At 63.5% G+C, this 16,952-nt stretch carries 16 protein-coding genes; 8 read left to right on the forward strand and 8 right to left on the reverse strand.

What is annotated here, in order from left to right; all coding sequences use genetic code 11:
• Window positions 1-7 precede the first annotated feature (7 nt).
• The gene (gene holA, locus IVA78_RS25960) at window positions 8-1,036 is read left to right on the forward strand and encodes a DNA polymerase III subunit delta (protein WP_247421376.1); all 1,029 of its coding nucleotides are present in this window, start codon (window positions 8-10) and stop codon (window positions 1,034-1,036) included.
• Window positions 1,037-1,378: 342 nt separating this feature from the next.
• Here holA and IVA78_RS25965 read toward each other — a convergent pair whose 3' ends face one another.
• The 7 genes from IVA78_RS25965 to hemJ form a co-directional block, all read right to left on the reverse strand.
• Window positions 1,379-2,263: a ParB/RepB/Spo0J family partition protein gene (locus IVA78_RS25965; RefSeq protein ID WP_247276614.1), complete on the reverse strand. Its 885-nt coding sequence runs from the start codon at window positions 2,261-2,263 to the stop codon at window positions 1,379-1,381.
• 138 nt (window positions 2,264-2,401) lie between these two features.
• Window positions 2,402-3,271 carry a ParA family protein gene (locus IVA78_RS25970; RefSeq protein ID WP_247468522.1) on the reverse strand — a complete coding sequence of 290 codons (870 nt, stop codon included), beginning with the start codon at window positions 3,269-3,271 and terminating at the stop codon, window positions 2,402-2,404.
• 31 nt (window positions 3,272-3,302) lie between these two features.
• Entirely contained in the window at window positions 3,303-3,944 is a 642-nt protein-coding gene (rsmG, locus tag IVA78_RS25975) for a 16S rRNA (guanine(527)-N(7))-methyltransferase RsmG (protein ID WP_247421603.1), read from the reverse strand.
• A 141-nt stretch (window positions 3,945-4,085) separates the two neighbouring features.
• Entirely contained in the window at window positions 4,086-5,966 is a 1,881-nt protein-coding gene (gene mnmG, locus IVA78_RS25980; protein WP_247421381.1) for a tRNA uridine-5-carboxymethylaminomethyl(34) synthesis enzyme MnmG, read from the reverse strand.
• A gap of 354 nt (window positions 5,967-6,320) precedes the next feature.
• Complete coding sequence (mnmE, locus tag IVA78_RS25985) at window positions 6,321-7,679, reverse strand: tRNA uridine-5-carboxymethylaminomethyl(34) synthesis GTPase MnmE (protein ID WP_247421383.1); 1,359 nt, start codon at window positions 7,677-7,679, stop codon at window positions 6,321-6,323.
• A gap of 309 nt (window positions 7,680-7,988) precedes the next feature.
• Window positions 7,989-9,254, reverse strand: a complete 1,266-nt coding sequence (rho, locus tag IVA78_RS25990) for a transcription termination factor Rho (RefSeq protein ID WP_247276610.1) — start codon at window positions 9,252-9,254, stop codon at window positions 7,989-7,991.
• Window positions 9,255-9,498: 244 nt separating this feature from the next.
• A complete protein-coding gene (gene hemJ / locus IVA78_RS25995; RefSeq protein ID WP_247421385.1) occupies window positions 9,499-9,933 on the reverse strand; it encodes a protoporphyrinogen oxidase HemJ in 435 nt (144 codons plus the stop codon).
• A 458-nt stretch (window positions 9,934-10,391) separates the two neighbouring features.
• Between hemJ and IVA78_RS26000 the strand changes: the two genes are divergently transcribed.
• From IVA78_RS26000 to dnaQ, 4 genes are read left to right on the forward strand one after another with little or no spacing between them, the layout of a single operon-like run.
• On the forward strand, window positions 10,392-11,231 hold the full coding sequence (locus tag IVA78_RS26000) for a pyruvate, water dikinase regulatory protein (protein WP_247276608.1): 840 nt from the start codon (window positions 10,392-10,394) through the stop codon (window positions 11,229-11,231).
• An 8-nt stretch (window positions 11,232-11,239) separates the two neighbouring features.
• Window positions 11,240-11,848, forward strand: coding sequence for a Maf family nucleotide pyrophosphatase (locus tag IVA78_RS26005; RefSeq protein WP_247421387.1), 609 nt, complete (start codon window positions 11,240-11,242; stop codon window positions 11,846-11,848).
• Window positions 11,849-11,870: 22 nt separating this feature from the next.
• A complete protein-coding gene (gene coaE, locus IVA78_RS26010) occupies window positions 11,871-12,470 on the forward strand; it encodes a dephospho-CoA kinase (RefSeq protein ID WP_247421389.1) in 600 nt (199 codons plus the stop codon).
• A gap of 30 nt (window positions 12,471-12,500) precedes the next feature.
• Window positions 12,501-13,223 (forward strand): DNA polymerase III subunit epsilon, encoded by a 723-nt coding sequence (gene dnaQ / locus IVA78_RS26015; protein ID WP_247294896.1) that lies wholly within the window; start codon window positions 12,501-12,503, stop codon window positions 13,221-13,223.
• Here the strand turns inward: dnaQ and secB are convergent.
• Entirely contained in the window at window positions 13,214-13,699 is a 486-nt protein-coding gene (secB, locus tag IVA78_RS26020; protein WP_247276604.1) for a protein-export chaperone SecB, read from the reverse strand. The genes dnaQ and secB overlap by 10 nt on opposite strands.
• Window positions 13,700-14,118: 419 nt before the next feature.
• Between secB and IVA78_RS26025 the strand changes: the two genes are divergently transcribed.
• Genes IVA78_RS26025 through IVA78_RS26035 form a run of 3 tightly spaced genes read left to right on the forward strand, consistent with a single transcriptional unit; the run spans window position 14,119 to window position 16,920 of the window.
• Window positions 14,119-14,814, forward strand: coding sequence for a Tim44/TimA family putative adaptor protein (locus IVA78_RS26025; protein ID WP_247421396.1), 696 nt, complete (start codon window positions 14,119-14,121; stop codon window positions 14,812-14,814).
• Window positions 14,792-16,333, forward strand: a complete 1,542-nt coding sequence (locus IVA78_RS26030) for an MltA domain-containing protein (protein WP_247421400.1) — start codon at window positions 14,792-14,794, stop codon at window positions 16,331-16,333. Before IVA78_RS26025 ends, IVA78_RS26030 begins: the two co-directional genes overlap by 23 nt.
• Window positions 16,330-16,920 carry a Smr/MutS family protein gene (locus tag IVA78_RS26035; protein ID WP_247421401.1) on the forward strand — a complete coding sequence of 197 codons (591 nt, stop codon included), beginning with the start codon at window positions 16,330-16,332 and terminating at the stop codon, window positions 16,918-16,920. The genes IVA78_RS26030 and IVA78_RS26035 overlap by 4 nt, the downstream gene beginning before the upstream one ends.
• Window positions 16,921-16,952: the final 32 nt, after the last annotated feature.

The raw sequence follows: 16,952 nt of genomic DNA on the forward strand, positions 1-16,952 counted from the left end.
TCTAGGCATGGTCGCGCTGCGCGGAAAAGAGATCGATGCCTTCCTCGCCCGCCCCGATGCGGGCCGCCCGATCATCCTGCTCTACGGTCCCGACGCGGGCCTCGTGCGCGAGCGCGCCGATGCGCTGATCGCATCCGCCGTCGACGATCCCAACGATCCGTTCTCGCTGGTCAAGCTCGACGGCGACGAGCTCTCCGCCGAGCCGTCGCGCCTCGTCGACGAAGCCATGACGGTGCCGCTGTTCGGCGGCCGCCGCGCCATCCGCGTCCGCGCCGGCTCGCGCAGCTTTGCCAGCGGCATCGACACCCTGGCCGAGATGAACGTAAAGGATTGCCGCATCGTGATCGAGGCCGGCGAGCTGCGCCCGGAATCGCCGCTGCGCAAGGCGTGCGAGCGCGCCAAGACGGCGGTCGCGATCGGCTGCTATCCCGACACCGAGCGCGACCTCGCCAAGCTGATGGAGGAGGAGCTCCGCATCGCCAATCTGCGCATCGCGCAGGACGCCCGCGCGGCGCTGATGTCGTTCCTTGGCGGCGACCGCCAGGCCTCGCGCAACGAGCTGCGCAAGCTCACGCTCTATGCCCATGGCAAGGGCGAGGTCACGCTGGATGACGTGATGTCCGTGGTTGCCGACGCCTCCGAGCTGAAGCTCGATCCCATCGTCGATGGCGCCTTTGCCGGCCGGCCCGACATTGTCGAGGCCGAATTCGCCAAGGCCATGATCGCCGGCACCTATCCCGGCGTGATCATCTCCGCCGCGCAGCGCCAGGCCGCGTGGCTGCACAAATCGGCGCTCGCGATTGCCGACGGGACGCCGGCCTCAGCCGTGCTCGACGGCGGCTTTCCACGGCTGCACTTCTCGCGGAAGCCCGCGGTCGAAGCGGCGCTGCGCAACTTCAGCCCGGCCCGGCTCGCCGCCATCATCGAGCAGCTCGCGACCGCCGCGCTCGACACCCGCAAGCAATCCACCCTCGCCGCCGCCATCGCCCAGCGCACGCTGATGGCGATCGCCGCGAATGCAAAGCGGCGGGGCTGAGCCGAATTCTCTCCACGTCATTGCGAGCCAACGGGTCCGCGCAAAGCGCGGCCCGATGCCAGGCTCCGCGAAGCAATCCAGAATCCCTCCGCGGAAAGATTCTGGATTGCTTCGTCGCTGATGCTCCTCGCAATGACGTGTGGAGAGAGTCCCGCGTCACAATGATGGCGGTAATCCCTCATCCTGAGGAGCGCGCTCTTGCGCGCGTCTCGAAGGATGCAGGCCCGCCTGTGATCCCCGCCCTTCGCGACGCCGCTTCGCAGCTCCTCAGGGTGAGGGAAATAGATTGGACGTGCCGCGCACGATCCCGGTTTCGCACCCAGCTCCGGAACGACACGCGAGCTACAGCGCGCCCTTCGCGAGCCGCTTCATCACCTCGTCGAGCTGATCGAGGTTGCGATAGTTGATCTGCACGGATCCGCCAGGATCGCGGTGATTGACGGTGACCTTGAGACCGAGCGCGTCGCTGACGCGCTTTTCCAGATCGACCGTATCGGGGTCCTTTTCCTTCGCCCCAGCGCGCGCCTTCTGCGGCTTGCGCCCCGGCACGCCCTCTTCATGCGCAAGCGCCTCGGTCTGACGGACGTTGAGGCCCTCCTCGACGATGCGCTTGGCGGCCGCGAGCGGATCGGGCACGCCGATCAGTGCGCGAGCATGGCCAGCCGTCAGCTCGCCGGTTGCGATCAAGGCCTGCACCTCGGCCGGCAGCTTCGTCAGACGCATCATGTTGGCGACGTGGCTGCGGCTCTTGCCGACGACTCTTGCGATATCGTCCTGGCTGCGTTTGAACTCGTTGGCAAGCGCGTGATAGCCCTGCGCCTCTTCCATCGGGTTGAGGTCTTCGCGCTGCACGTTCTCGACGATCGCGAACTCCAGCGCATCGCTGTCGCTGATGTCGACCGGGACGATCGGCACTTCATGCAGGCCAGCCATTTGCGAAGCGCGCCAGCGCCGCTCGCCGGCGATGATCTCGTAGCGATCCTGCGCGCCCTTCACCGGACGCACCACGATCGGCTGGATCACACCGTGCTGCTTGATGGAGTCGGAGAGCTCCTTGAGCTCGGCCTCCGAAAAGGTGCGACGCGGATTGCGCGGATTGGCTTTGATGAATTCGATCGGCACCTTGCGCTGCGCGCGCGGGCGATCGACATGCTGAGCCTCGCCGCCGACATCACCAATCAGACTCGCAAGACCCCGGCCCAGTCGCGAACGCGCTTCGTCGGCCATCGCCAGCTCCCTTGGATTCACTTGAGCGCACTCCAGAACTGAATTTCGAAACGTAGGGTGGGTAAGCGAAGCGTGCCCACCAGTGTGTGCGGAAGACGGTGGACCCGGCGAAGACACCTTTGCCACCCTACGGCCTCGTCAATGCGTGGTCCGCAGCTCGCGCTCGCGCTGGATCACCTCGGTGGCGAGCCGCAAATACGCTTCGCTGCCGACGCATTTGAGGTCGTAGACCAGCACCGGCTTGCCGTAGGACGGCGCTTCCGAGATGCGCACGTTGCGCGGGATCATGGTCTTGTAGACCTTCTCGCCCATGAACTGGCGGACGTCGGCGACGACCTGGTTCGAGAGGTTGTTACGCGAGTCGAACATGGTCAGCACGATGCCGTGGATCGACAGATTCGGGTTGAGCGTCGAGCGCACCTGCTCCACGGTCTGCAGCAATTGCGACAGACCTTCGAGCGCGAAGAATTCGCATTGCAGCGGTACCAGGATCGCATCGGACGCCGCCATCGCGTTGACCGTGAGCAGGTTGAGCGAAGGCGGGCAGTCGATCAGCACGTAGGTGTAGTCGGCATCCGGAGAGACATTGTTGTTGAGCGCACCGATGGCGTCGCGCAGCTTGAAGGCGCGGCCGGGCGTGGTGCCGAGCTCGAGCTCAAGGCCGGAGAGATCCATGGTCGAGGGCGCGATGTGCAGCCGCGGCACCGCGGTCGAGACCACAGCCTCGCGCAAGGCGGCTTCGCCGACCAGCACGTCGTAGATCGAACAGCTACGGTTGCGGCGATCGATGCCGAGGCCGGTCGAGGCGTTGCCCTGCGGATCGAGATCGACGATCAGGACGCGTTCGCCAATCGCTGCGAGCGCCGTGCCGAGGTTAATCGCTGTGGTTGTTTTTCCGACGCCCCCCTTCTGATTTGCCAGCGCCAGGATGCGCGGGTGGCCATGCGGCACCTCCGCTGCCTGTTCTTGAGGGGTCTGTTCTTGCTGCGGCTCGTCAATCACGGTCATCGTAAATTCCCCACTCAGGCCCCTGAACGCCTCACCCGCGCCGTTCGGCAGACGTCAGTTCCACGATCCAGCCGTCGCCGGTGCGGCTTGGATGAAGCTGAGGCCGAATATTCCAATATTTAGCGGCTTCGGTCAATTCAGCCTCTACATCTTGACCCTTGAGAAATAACGCTTTTGCGCCCTGGCGTATCAGCGGCTCCGCAAAGCCGATGAGTTGATGTAGCGGAGCGAGCGCACGCGCGGTGACGCAATCGACGGGGCCGGTGATTCTATCCACATTATCCCCGATTTCAGCGAGATGTACGACTCCCGGAGATGTGGTGACACGGATCGCTTCGCGCAGGAACGCGGCCTTCTTGGCGATTCGCTCGACAAGATGGACGCGAGCATCGGGCCTCCCGGCCATGGCGCAGGCCAGGACGATGCCCGGGAAGCCACCGCCGCTCCCGAGGTCGGCCCATCGTTTTGCCGCCGGTGCGAGATCCACGAGCTGAAGCGAGTCGGCGATGTGCCGGGTCCAGAGGTGCGGCAGGGTCGAGGGCGCGACCAGGTTGGTCTTGGCCTGCCACTCGCGGAGCAAGGCGATGTAGCGATCGAGCCGGTCTTCCGTTTCATGTGAAACAGGCGCGAGCTTGAGCGCCGCTATCTTGTCGGCAGCGATGACGGCGTCCAGCGATTGATCGTTGGTGCCGGCGTGGTCGATCTTCGGTCTGATCAGCCTCGGCTCGGGCCATCGACCGCCACCCTCGCCCGCCGCAGGTTTTCCTGATGACGATCTGCCGCCTCCCGGCCCGCGCTGTTTCACGTGAAACGCCTATGCAATCGCCTTCGAGGTCTTCCGTGCCTCGCGCCGCAGGTAGGCCGCGAGAATGCCGAGCGCCGCCGGCGTCATCCCATCGATCCGGCCGGCTTGGCCGACCGTGAACGGTCGGGCCTTCTCCAGCTTGGTCCGCACCTCATTGGAGAGACCGGGGACCTGCTGATAATCGACCTCCGACAGCACCATACCCTCGTCGCGCCGGAAGGCTTCGACGTCGGCGCTCTGGCGCTCCAGATAGACGTCGTATTTGGCGTCGGTTTCGAGGTGGGTCGCGATGATGGGGTCGATCGCCGACAGCTCCGGCCAGATCGCCCGGACCTGGCTCCAGCCGATATCCGGATAGGCCATCAGTTCGAAGGCGGACCGGCGCTGGCCATCGCGGTTCAGGGAGAGTCCGTGCTTGATCGCCTCGTTCGGGGTGATCGCAAGCGACTTCGAGAGCGCGCGGGCTGCGTTCAGCGCACCCATCTTGGCGCGATGATGCTGCATGCGGGCACTGCCGACACACCCCAAGGCGATGCCCTTCTCGGTGAGACGCTGATCCGCATTGTCGGCCCGCAGCGTCAGCCGGTATTCCGCCCGGGAGGTGAACATCCGATAGGGCTCGCTGATCCCGCGGGTGACGAGATCGTCGATCATCACACCCAGATAGCCATCCGCCCGGTCGAACACCGTTAGCGCCGCCCCGCTGGCGGAGAGCGCTGCGTTGACGCCTGCCACGATGCCCTGCCCGGCGGCTTCTTCGTATCCGGTGGTGCCATTGATCTGCCCGGCCAGGAACAGACCGCGCAGACGCTTGGTCTGGAGGGTCGGATCGAGCTCGCGGGGGTCGATGTGGTCGTATTCGATGGCGTACCCCGGACGGACCATCTTCACCCGCTCCAAGCCGGGAATGCTGGCGAGGATCGCGAGCTGGACCTCCTCAGGGAGCGAGGTCGAGATGCCGTTGGGATAGACAGTTGTATCGTCGAGCCCTTCCGGCTCCAGGAAGATCTGATGGCCGTCACGGTCGCCGAAGCGGACGATCTTGTCCTCGATCGACGGACAATAACGCGGACCGGAACTCTTGATCTGGCCGGAATACATCGGGGAGCGATGGACATTGGCGCGGATCACCTCATGGGTCACCGAGGTGGTCCGGGTGATGCCGCACTGGATCTGCGGGGTCGTGATCCGTTCCGTCATCACCGAGAACGGCTCAGGCGGTTCGTCTCCGGGCTGCATTTCGACGGCCGACCAATCGATCGTGGTGCCGTCCAAGCGGGGAGGAGTCCCCGTTTTCAGCCGCCCGAGGGTGAAGCCGGCGCGCTCAAAGGAGCCAGAAAGGCCCATCGCCGGTGCCTCGCCGACGCGACCGGCGGGCCAATTCTTCTCGCCGAGATGGATCAGACCGCGCAGGAAGGTGCCGGTGGTGACGACTATCGCCCCTGCCCGAAGCTCCCGGCCGTCGGCCAGGCGCAGACCGATGACCCGGCCTTCCACCACGATCAGCTCCTCAGCCTCCCCCTCGAGGACGGAAAGACCCTCGGTCTCCCGGACCGCGGCCTGCATCGCGGCCGCATAAAGCCTTCGGTCGGCCTGAGCGCGAGGACCACGGACAGCCGGACCCTTGCGGCGGTTGAGGACACGAAATTGGATGCCGCCGGCATCGCCGACCCGGCCCATCAGACCATCGAGCGCATCGACTTCGCGGACCAGATGGCCCTTGCCGAGACCCCCAATGGCGGGGTTGCAGGACATCGCGCCTACGGTCGAGAAACGATGCGTCACAAGAGCGGTTGTTGCACCCATCCGAGCAGCAGCCGCCGCGGCCTCACAGCCGGCGTGACCGCCGCCAATGACGATGACGTCGTAGTTCTCTCGCTCTGTTCGCATGAGCCAACTTCTAGCTCAGAGGTGTGAAAGCCGGAAGTGGAAACTAGGCGGAGATGTTTCACGTGAAACGGAGCATTCGAGGGGAAAGCGATTTCGCGAAAACAACCCCATGCACAGTAGACGAGCTATTGAACCTGCTGCGTTTCAGGTGAAACAAAATCACTGAAATGATCAAAAGATATCGCGGCGACGCGATCCCAGAATCTTTCGTGGGCAGTCTGGATTATCGTGCAGTGATGCCCGTAAGGGCGGCCGGCGCCCCAACCGTTTCACGAGGCAAAGGAACCACAGCATGTGTTTCACGTGAAACGCAAAGAGTGGAACAAAGGCTAGCTCTACAATGAAGAACTAATCCTACTTTCCGATGCAAAATTTCTGGAAAATGGCGCCGAGCACGTCTTCCACGTCCACCCGGCCCAGCAGCCGGCCCAAGGCATAGGCCGCGGCACGCAATTCCTCGGCGGCGAGCTCTTCGCCCTCTTCTACAAGCTCCAAACTCCGGCGCAAGCTGTCTGCCGCTTGGCGCAACAGCTCGCGTTGGCGTGCCCGGGTCACCAATGCACCCTCGCTGCTCCCGAAGAATTCAGAGGCGAATTTCACGAGAGCATCGACCAGCTGAGGGATGCCATCGCCCCGGCTCGCGGAGATCGCGAACTCGTCCCGCGGCCCCGATCCCCCAGCCCCGCCGAGATCGACCTTGTTGCGCACGATCCAGATCGAGCCGCCAGACGGACCATTCCCGCCGCCGGCCTTCCGCAGCAACCGCGTCGCGTCCGGATCGATGGTCTGCGATCCCTCCACCAGCCACAGCACGAGATCCGCGTCTTCGGCCCTGGCCCGTGCCCGGCGCACGCCCTCTTGCTCGACAGGATCGTCGGTCTCGCGAATGCCGGCGGTGTCGATCAGCGTGACGGGGTAGCCGTCGAGATCGAGCTGCACCTCGATCACATCGCGTGTGGTGCCAGCGTACGGCGAGACGATCGCAACCTCGCGGCGTGCGAGCTGATTGATCAGCGTCGACTTGCCGACATTCGGCTCGCCTGCGATCGCGACCACCAGGCCATCGCGCAGCCGTTCAGCTTGGCCCTGTGCCGCAAGAACTTCTGCAATTTCGCGATGCAGCGCTCCGATCGCCTTGACGGCGGGCGCCAGAAGCTCGGCAGGCACGTCGCCCTCATCCGAGAAATCGATGCCGGCTTCGATCAAGGCCGAAGCTTCGATGATACGTTCGCGCCAATCGCGTGCACGATTGCCGAGCAGGCCCTGCAACTGGCGCAGCGCTTGACGCCGCTGGCGGTCGGTATCGGCGTGGATGAGATCGTCGAGGCCCTCGGCCTCGGTGAGGTCGAGCTTGCCGTTCTCGAATGCACGTCGCGTGAACTCGCCGGGCTCGGCCGCTCGCGTGTTCGGGATAGCAGAAATTGCAGCGAGGAGCGCCGAGAGCACAGCGCGGCCGCCATGGACGTGGAATTCGGCGACGTCCTCGCCGGTCGCACTTGCCGGCCCCGGAAACCAGAGCACGACCGCATCATCGATCGGCTGGCCCACGGCGTCACGGAGCAACCTGCGGCTGGCGTGCCTCGGCGCCGGCAGCTCACCCGCCAGCGTCGTCAGCGCCAAGCCAGCCCGTGGCCCGGAGACGCGCACCACCGCAATCGCGCTTGGCGGACGGCCGGACGACAGCGCAAATATGGTCTGGTCTTGCGGATGCATGGCCTATTTGTCCGGCTGCCGGAGAAAAGGCAAACCTCCATTTCGAACGCCAGGCGGCATGATTTTGCTGCGCCACATCCCGCAGCAGAAGATTGCATTGCAGTGCAATATTGGCACAGCATTTTTGCTGCAGAACGCAGCCGTTCAACTCGGTCGGCTCACCGAATTGAAAACATTATCGTACTATATCAATGACTTAAATAAAAACGGGCTATGTAACAAGCCTCTTGCCATGCTGCAGGTTCACTGCAGCAAAGCTGCACAAGAAAGGGCGCCCCAGGGCGCCCTCCACTTTCCGTTGCACTGCACTCAGGTGTTCATCGAGTCGAAGAACTCCGAATTGCTCTTGGTCGAGCGCAGCTTGTCGAGCAGGAAGTCGATCGCGTCCATGGTGCCCATCGGGTTCAGGATGCGGCGGAGCACGTACATCTTCTTGAGCACCTGCGGATCGGTGATGAGCTCCTCCTTGCGGGTGCCGGAGCGCGAGATGTCGATCGCCGGGAAGGTGCGCTTGTCCGAGACCTTGCGGTCCAGGATCAGCTCCGAGTTGCCGGTGCCCTTGAACTCTTCGAAGATGACTTCGTCCATGCGGCTGCCGGTATCGACCAGTGCCGTCGCGATGATAGTCAGGGAGCCGCCCTCCTCGATGTTCCGGGCGGCGCCGAAGAAACGCTTCGGGCGCTGGAGCGCGTTGGCATCGACACCGCCGGTCAGCACCTTGCCGGATGACGGCACCACGGTGTTGTAGGCACGACCCAAGCGCGTGATCGAATCGAGCAGGATCACGACGTCGCGGCCATGCTCGACCAGGCGCTTGGCCTTCTCGATCACCATCTCGGCGACCTGGACGTGGCGCACCGCCGGCTCGTCGAAGGTCGAGGACACCACCTCGCCCTTCACCGAACGCTGCATGTCTGTGACTTCTTCCGGGCGCTCGTCGATCAGGAGCACGATCAGATAGCATTCGGGGTGATTGTGCGTGATCGAATGCGCGATGTTCTGCATCAGCACGGTTTTACCGGTGCGCGGCGGCGCGACGATCAAAGCGCGCTGGCCCTTGCCGATGGGCGCGACGATGTCGATCACGCGTGCGGAGAGATCCTTTCGCGTGGGATCGTCGATCTCCATGCGGAAGCGCTGATTCGGAAACAGCGGCGTGAGGTTGTCGAAATTGACCTTGTGCTTGGCCTTTTCCGGATCCTCGAAATTGAGCGTGTTGACCTTCAGCAGCGCGAAATAGCGCTCGCCCTCTTTCGGGCTGCGGATATGGCCTTCGAGGGTGTCGCCGGTGCGTAAGCCGAACCGGCGGATCTGCGAGGGCGAAACGTAGATGTCGTCCGGACCCGGCAGATAATTTGCATCGGGCGAGCGGAGGAAGCCAAAGCCGTCGGACAGCACCTCGACGACGCCCTCGCCGACAATGTCGGTCTCGGCCAGCGAAAGCTGCTTGAGGATAGCGAACAGCAGCTCCTGCTTGCGCATGGTGCTGGCATTCTCGACCCCGTTCTCTTCCGCGAACGAGACCAGCTCGGCCGGGGTTTTCGACTTGAGGTCCTGAAGTTTAATTTCCCGCATTGGGGTGGTCCTGTGGGGTAACCTTGGAAGGGGTGCGAGGAGGCTGAAATGCGGACGTGAGAAGGTAAGGTCCGCAGGTCTGGCAAGGAGAGTGCCGGTGAGGCTTCAAACCTGATGCGGTGTCCGGCCTCTGGAAAGCTCAGACACAACCACATCCGCCTGCGTTGGGTGGGATACCGATAATATAGAAAATCGCTTCCTGCTCCGCAAGCCGAAGCGCCGAGGGATTCGTCGCGCGCGTTGCCTAGAACGGCTTCACGATCACCATGATCACGATGAAAATCATCAGGACTGTCGGCACCTCATTGATAATCCGATAGAATTTCTGGGTCCGCGGGCGCCGGTCGCGGGCGAAATCCGTCAGCCAGCGGGAAAAAAAGCCGTGGACCGCGGACATTGCCAAGACCAGTGCCAGTTTTACGTGCAGCCAGCCGGAAGTGAACCAATGGCCGGACCAGGCGAGATAAAGCCCGGCCAGCCAAGTGACCATCATGGCGGGGTTGATGATCGCCTTGAGTAGCCGGCGCTCCATGATCTTGAACGTTTCGGACTGCTTCGAGCCGATTTCGGTCTCCGAATGATAGACGAACAGCCGTGGCAGATAGAGCATGCCCGCCATCCAGGCGATGACGGCGATCACGTGCAGCGCCTTGATCCAGAGATAGAGGTCTTCAAACATGTGCCGCCCCGGATTCCTGCCGAGCATTCCAAACGCTGGGGATAGTAAGAACTCGTTAAGGTCTTACCCTGCACACTTATCCGTCCGTAGCGCCTTCCTCAAATCTAGAATCTTAGATTCTTAAGGTTTGAGTCTATGTGACCGTGGATTGGACTCACACAATTCCGTCCGCGGCTTCACGCGCGCTTGTTCACATCCATCAACATATCCTGCGCCAGTCTGCCCTGTCGGAATAATTGACCCGCGTTCAGGGGCTTGCGCCCGCCTGTCGGCAGCTTATCAAGAGGCTTGTCCGCGCAATCCCGTTGCCGTCGCGGAGGACCGGCAAACTTGTCCTGACGGGCAGCGGTGTGAAGAAAATTGGCCGTTGTCCCGCCCCTCCTGTCGCGCAACCCTTTCCGAGGGGTTAAGCTCCACAGAAATCCACAAATCACACCGCCTCCATACAAAGGGTTTTTGTGCCGACCTCGAACAATTATTTCCATCTGCACCTCGTCTCCGACTCCACGGGTGAGACGCTGATCACCGTGGCCCGCGCGGTCGCGGCCCAATACGCCAACGTGACGCCGGTCGAGCACGTCTATCCGCTGGTGCGCAGCCAAAAGCAGCTCGATCGCGTACTCGATGAGATCGAGGAGGCGCCGGGCATCGTGCTGTTCACGCTGCTGGAGAAGGATCTGGTCTTCAGGCTCGAGAACAAGTGCAAGGAGATCAACGTTCCGAGCCTGTCGATCATCGGCCCGGTGATGCAACTGTTCGAAGCCTATCTCGGTGCCGCGACCACAGGTCGCGTCGGCGCCCAGCACGTGCTCAACGCGGAATATTTCAAGCGCATCGACGCGCTGAACTACACCATGATCCACGACGATGGGCAGCATGTCGAAGGCCTCGACGAAGCTGACGTGGTGCTGGTGGGTGTGTCCCGCACTTCGAAGACGCCGACGTCGATCTACCTCGCCAATCGCGGCATCCGCACCGCCAATGTGCCGCTGGTTCCGGGCATTCCGGTGCCCTCGCAATTGGAAACCCTGACGCGGCCGCTGGTGGTGAGCCTGCATGCGACGCCGGAACGCCTGATTCAGGTGCGCCAGAACCGCCTGCTCTCCATGGGCGCCAATTCCGGCAGTGATACCTATACCGACAAGCAAGCGGTCGCCGAGGAGGTCGCATTCGCACGCAAGCTCAGCGCCAAGCATGACTGGCCACTGCTGGATGTCACAAGGCGCTCGATCGAGGAAACCGCCGCGGCGATCATGAAGCTCTACACCGATCGCCAACGCAACCGGCCCTCGGAATAGTTGTCGCAATGGGTCTGTGGCGCGGCACATCTCCGCTGATCCTGGCCTCGCAGAGCAGCGCGCGGAAAATGCTGCTGGCGAATGCTGGACTCGAATTCGTGGCCGTCACGGCTGCTATCGATGAGCGCGGCATCCAGGCGGTGTCGAAACTCTCAAACCCGCGCGAGATCGCCCTGCTGCTGGCGCGTGAGAAAGCCAAGGCGGTCTCGGCTTATCATCCCGGAAGCTATGTAATAGGCGCCGACCAGACGCTGGCTCTTGGCGAGCACCTCTTCAACAAGCCCGCTGGCCGTCCCCAGGCGATGGCGCAGTTGCGCGATCTCTCCGGCAACAGCCACGAGCTGAATTCGGCGGTGGCGGTGGCGCATGACGGAAGGATTGTTTTCGAGGATGTTTCCGTGGCCCGCATGACGATGCGGCAAATGACGGAAGCGGAGCTTACGGCCTATCTCGACGCCGCCGGCGCTGCCGTGACCACCAGCGTTGGCGCCTACCAGCTCGAGGGTCTCGGTATCCATCTGTTCGAGCGCATCGAGGGCGATCATTTCACCATCCTCGGCCTGCCGCTGCTGCCGCTGCTTGCGTTCCTGCGCCGCGAGCGGCTAGTTGCGGTGTAAACGACAGACAGGCTGGGCGCTGATGCGGATCCTGGGATTGACCGGCTCGATCGGGATGGGCAAATCCACCACCGCCAAATTGTTCGCCGAGGCCGGTGTTCCCGTCTACGACGCCGATGCCGCAGTTCATCATTTGTATGAGGGCGAAGCGGCTCCCGCGATCGAGGCTGCCTTCCCCGGCACGACCATCAACGGCAAGGTCGACCGGTCCAAACTGTCCGCGCGCGTGGTGCACGATCCTGCCGCGATCAAGAAGCTCGAGCAGATCGTCCATCCGATGCTCGGCGCCTCCCGGCAAAAATTCTTTGCCGATGCGGAAGCGGCCAAGGTCCCCGTCGTGGTCCTGGACATTCCCCTCCTGTTCGAGACCGGTGGCGAGAAACGGGTCGACGCAGTGGTCGTGGTCTCGACCTCGCCGGAACTTCAGCGCGAGCGGGTGCTGGCGCGGGGAACGATGGACGAAGCAAAACTCGATGCCATCATCGCCAAGCAGATGCCCGACGCCGAAAAGCGCAAGCGCGCCGATTTCGTAGTGGATACGTCACACGGACTTGAGCCGGTGCGGGCGCAAATCAAGCACATCCTGGCCGAGGTCGTTAAGATGCCGCAGCGGCGAGCCTGATTCGCCGATTTTACACCGGCCATCTCGATCATGCGCGAAATCGTTCTCGATACCGAAACCACCGGCCTCGATCCGCTCCGCGGCGATCGCCTGGTCGAAATCGGCTGTGTCGAGATATTCAACCGCATGCCGACCGGACAGACCTTTCACCGCTACATGAACCCTGAAAGGGACATGCCGGCCGAGGCCTTTGCAGTGCATGGGCTGTCGGCCGAATTTCTGGCGACCAAGCCGCTGTTCCACGAGATCGTCGACGAGTTTCTGGAATTCATCGGCGATGCGCCGCTGGTGATCCACAACGCCTCGTTCGACATCAGCTTCATCAACGCCGAGCTCGACCGGATCAAGCGCGCAGCGATCCCGCGCGAGCGGCTGGTGGACACGCTGCTGCTGGCACGGCGCAAGCATCCCGGCGTGTCCAACCGGCTCGACGATCTCTGCTCGCGTTACGCGATCGACAATTCACACCGCACCAAGCACGGTGCGTTGCTCGATGCCGAGCTTCTGGCCGAGGTCTATGTCGACCTGGTCGGGGCGCGGCAGTCGCAGTTGCTGCTGGCCTCGGAAACCGAGGAAATTCGCGTCAGCGCAAGTGGCGAAGCGCCGCGGCGGCAACGCCTGGTGCCGCTCGCGCCGCGGGTTTCTGCTGCCGAACGCGAGGCCCATCGCACCTTCATCGCAACGCTCGGCGACAAGGCGATCTGGAACGAGTACCTGCCCGCTCCAGCTGCCGTGGCGGCCGGTCAGGCCTGACCGGCTTGGCCCTGAGCGGCCATCTGCCGCTCCATGTTCTGACGATACAGACCGACGAAGTCGACCGGATCCAGCATCAGCGGCGGGAACCCGCCGTCGCGGACCGCGGTCGCGATGATCTCGCGGGCGAACGGGAACAGCAGGCGCGGGCACTCGATCATGACCAGCGGATGCAAATTCTCCTTCGGCACATTGGCGATCCGGAACACGCCGGCGTAGGCGAGCTCGAACGAGAACATCACCTTGCTCGCGGCCTCGGCCTTGCCCTCGACCGACAACGTCACCTCGAACTCATGTTCGCTGAGATTGTTGGCGCTGACATTGATCTGGATGTTGATCTGGGGCGGCTGGCTCTGCTGCTGGAGCGAGCTCGGCGCGTTTGGATTTTCGAACGAGAGGTCCTTGGTATATTGCGCCAGCACGTTGAGCTGGGGAGCCTGGGCCGCCTCGGGAGGGGTGCCGTTACCGTTGGTCATGAAAGTCTCTCCTTACCCGATTTGGGCTGAATTTCGCGGCGGTTGGCTAACATAGGGCCGCCTCATTCCACAAGGACGAACGACCCCCAGGTGAGGGATCGGAGTCGCGCCCGCAACTGTGACGTTCACCCCGGTCTTTTGCGCGAAATTGCGCCCTAAACGATTGAAGAAGCGCGATTTCCGGGCAGGATCGGGTTTCCCCTTGGGCATAAAACGCGCTACACTCGGCACTGTGCCAAAAGGCGCCATTGGCCGGGCAAGATTTCGTGCCTACATCCCAGGGACCAGACGCGCGGACCTGAAATGGTGATGTAGACTTGCCGTTCCCCTATGGAACGGTCTACTGGCCGGATCGATTTTTCCCGGCAAGGACCCTCTGATAAAGAGACCCTCGGAAAAGACCAGAAAGCGAATACGACGTGGACATCTACACCATCATCTTCCTGGCGCTGGCGGTCTTCATCTTTCTGCGGCTGCGCAGTGTGCTGGGGCAGCGCACCGGCAGCGAACGGCCGCCGTTCGACCGCAACGCGCTCCAAGGTGCCCAGGACAAGAACGTCGTGACCATGCCGGGTAAGGTGATCGACCAGGCCCCGCTGGCACCGACGGCCGAGCCGACCCCGCCCACCGACCGCTGGAAGGGCCTGGCCGAGCCGGGCACCCCGCTCGCTCAGGGTCTCGACGCCATCGTCGACAAGGATTCCACCTTCGACCCACGCCATTTCATCTCGGGTGCCCGTGGCGCCTATGAGATGATCGTGCTGGCCTTCGCCAACGGCGACCGCCGCGCGCTGCGCGATTTGCTGTCGCCGGAAGTCTATGAGAGTTTCGACGCCGCGATCAAGGAGCGCGAGAAGAACGAGCAGAAGACCGAGACGCGTTTCGTCTCGATCGACAAGGCCGAGCTCGTCGGCGCCGAGCTGCGCGACCGCACCGCCCAGCTCACCGTGCGCTTCGTCTCGCAGATGATCTCGGTCACCCGCGACAAGGCCGGCAATATCGTCGACGGCAGCGCCGACACGGTCGCCGACATCACCGACATCTGGACTTTCGCCCGCGACACCTCCTCTCGCGATCCGAACTGGAAGCTGGTTGGTACCGGAAGCGCGAATTAAGATCTTCTTGAAGACCAGCGCGACGGCGCTTTGCGCAGGTGTCGTCGTGCTGTCGTCGTTTTCGCTCGGCGCCGAGGCGGCGCGGCGCCACTACCGCAGTCACCACCGTCATCTTCCAACATTGCCTGCCGCCCCGCCGCGCGCCTTGCCCTATCCGCAGCTTTCGCTGCCGTTCGAGATTCCCGGCGCGCAATATCTGCCGCTGGCCTGGGCGGACGTGAAGGGCTGGAGCGACGATAATCATCTCGCCGCCTACAAGACCTTCCGCGCGAGCTGCCGTTCGATCAACACGCAGACCGGCGCGTCCGAGCCGAAAGCCGAAGCCAAAGCACTCGGCGCTTCGCTGAGCGAGCCCTGCCGGGTCGCCAAATCGCTCGAACTCACCGACGACGCCAGAGCCAAGACCTTCTTCGAGCAGAATTTTGCGCCGCTGCGCATCTCCCGTCTCGGTGAGCCCGACGGCTTCGTCACCGGCTATTACGAGCCCGTGCTCGAGGGATCGCACACCCAGACCGACGTTTACAACGTTCCGGTCTATCGCCGGCCCTCCAACCTGTTCGTGCGTGGCTACAAGCAGGACTCGGTCAGCCTGCCCAACAAGGGCCCGGTCTATCGCAAGATCGGTCGCCGCAAGCTGGTGCCCTATTACGACCGCGGCGAGATCGAGGACGGCAAGATCGCCGGCCGCGGGCTGGAGATCGCCTGGCTCAAGGACCCGACCGATCTCTTGTTCGCACAGATCCAGGGTTCGGCACGGATCAAGTTCGACGACGGCGGCACGGTCCGGCTCAATTACGACGCTTATAACGGCTATCCCTACACGGCGATAGGTCGCATCCTGATCGAGCGCGGCATCATTCCGAAGGAAGAGATGTCGATGCAGAAGATCAGGGAATGGATGGCGCAGAATCCGGATGGGGCGAAGGAATTGCGCCGCCAGAACCGCGCCTACATCTTCTTCCGCGAGGTCAATCTGTCCGACAAGGAGGAGGCGGTGGGCGCGCAAGGAATTCCGCTGACGGCCGGCCGCTCGATCGCGGTCGACAAATCGCTGCACGTCTACGGCACGCCGTTCTTCATCGAGGGCGAGCTGCCGATCGAGTCCGAGCGCGCCAAGACGCCGTTCCACCGGCTGATGATCGCCCAGGACACCGGCTCGGCCATCATTGGACCTGCGCGCGCCGACCTTTATTTTGGCGCGGGCGCGGATGCCGGCCGCGTCTCCGGGCGGTTGCGCCATCCCATGCATTTCGTGATGCTGGTGCCGAAGAGCCTCGATCCCAGTGTGCGCGGCGCGCGATTGCCGGTGCCGGATCCGCGACCGTCGGAAAAGATCGCAAAGCTGTTTCCGCAGACCGATCCGGCGAAGCCCGCCTCTCGTGCTGCTGCGGCGACGGTCGACAAAAACGAAACGGTCGCCACTGCCGGTTCCGTCCCGCTACCGGTGCCGCGTCCAGCGATCGAGCCCGTTCGCGAACCGCAGCGGCCGGTGAAGAATCGTTCGCTTCGGCAGCAATGAAGCGATCATCCCGTCCGCCCGTGCTGGAGCCCCGCCCCGTGCCGCGTCGCCGCGCCCTGAGCGAGGAGGAGCGCGAGCTGTGGGAGCTCGTTGCAAAACAGGTGAAGCCGCTGAGGAAGCTTCGGGCGCCGAAGGCGCCCGCCGCGCCGCGCGCTGAATCCTCGCTTGCCGCCGAGGCGGCCAGACCTGCGTCACCGTCAAGGCCGGTCGCAGCTGTCCCGGCGCCGCGCGTGGCAAAACCGTCCGTGCCGCCCTTGGCGCCGCTGGGCAAGCGCGAGCGCGCAAAGTTGTCGCGCGGACGACGCGAGATCGAGGCGCGGCTCGACCTGCATGGCATGACCCAGACGCGTGCCCATCGTGCGCTGACCGGCTTCCTGCACCGCGCCCATCACGATGGCCTGACCTTCGTCCTGGTCATCACCGGCAAGGGCCGCAGCGGTGGCGAAAGCGGCGTGCTCCGCCGCCAGGTGCCGGAATGGCTGAGCCTGCCGGAATTCCGCGCCTTCGTCGTCGGCTTCGAGGAGGCCCATATCGGCCACGGCGGCGAAGGTGCGCTGTATGTGCGAATTCGGCGGGCGAGGCATTAAATCTCTCCCGTAAGCTGGAGAGGGAGCGCGCC

Source organism: Bradyrhizobium sp. 137 (assembly GCF_023074095.1).
Classification (GTDB): domain Bacteria; phylum Pseudomonadota; class Alphaproteobacteria; order Rhizobiales; family Xanthobacteraceae; genus Bradyrhizobium.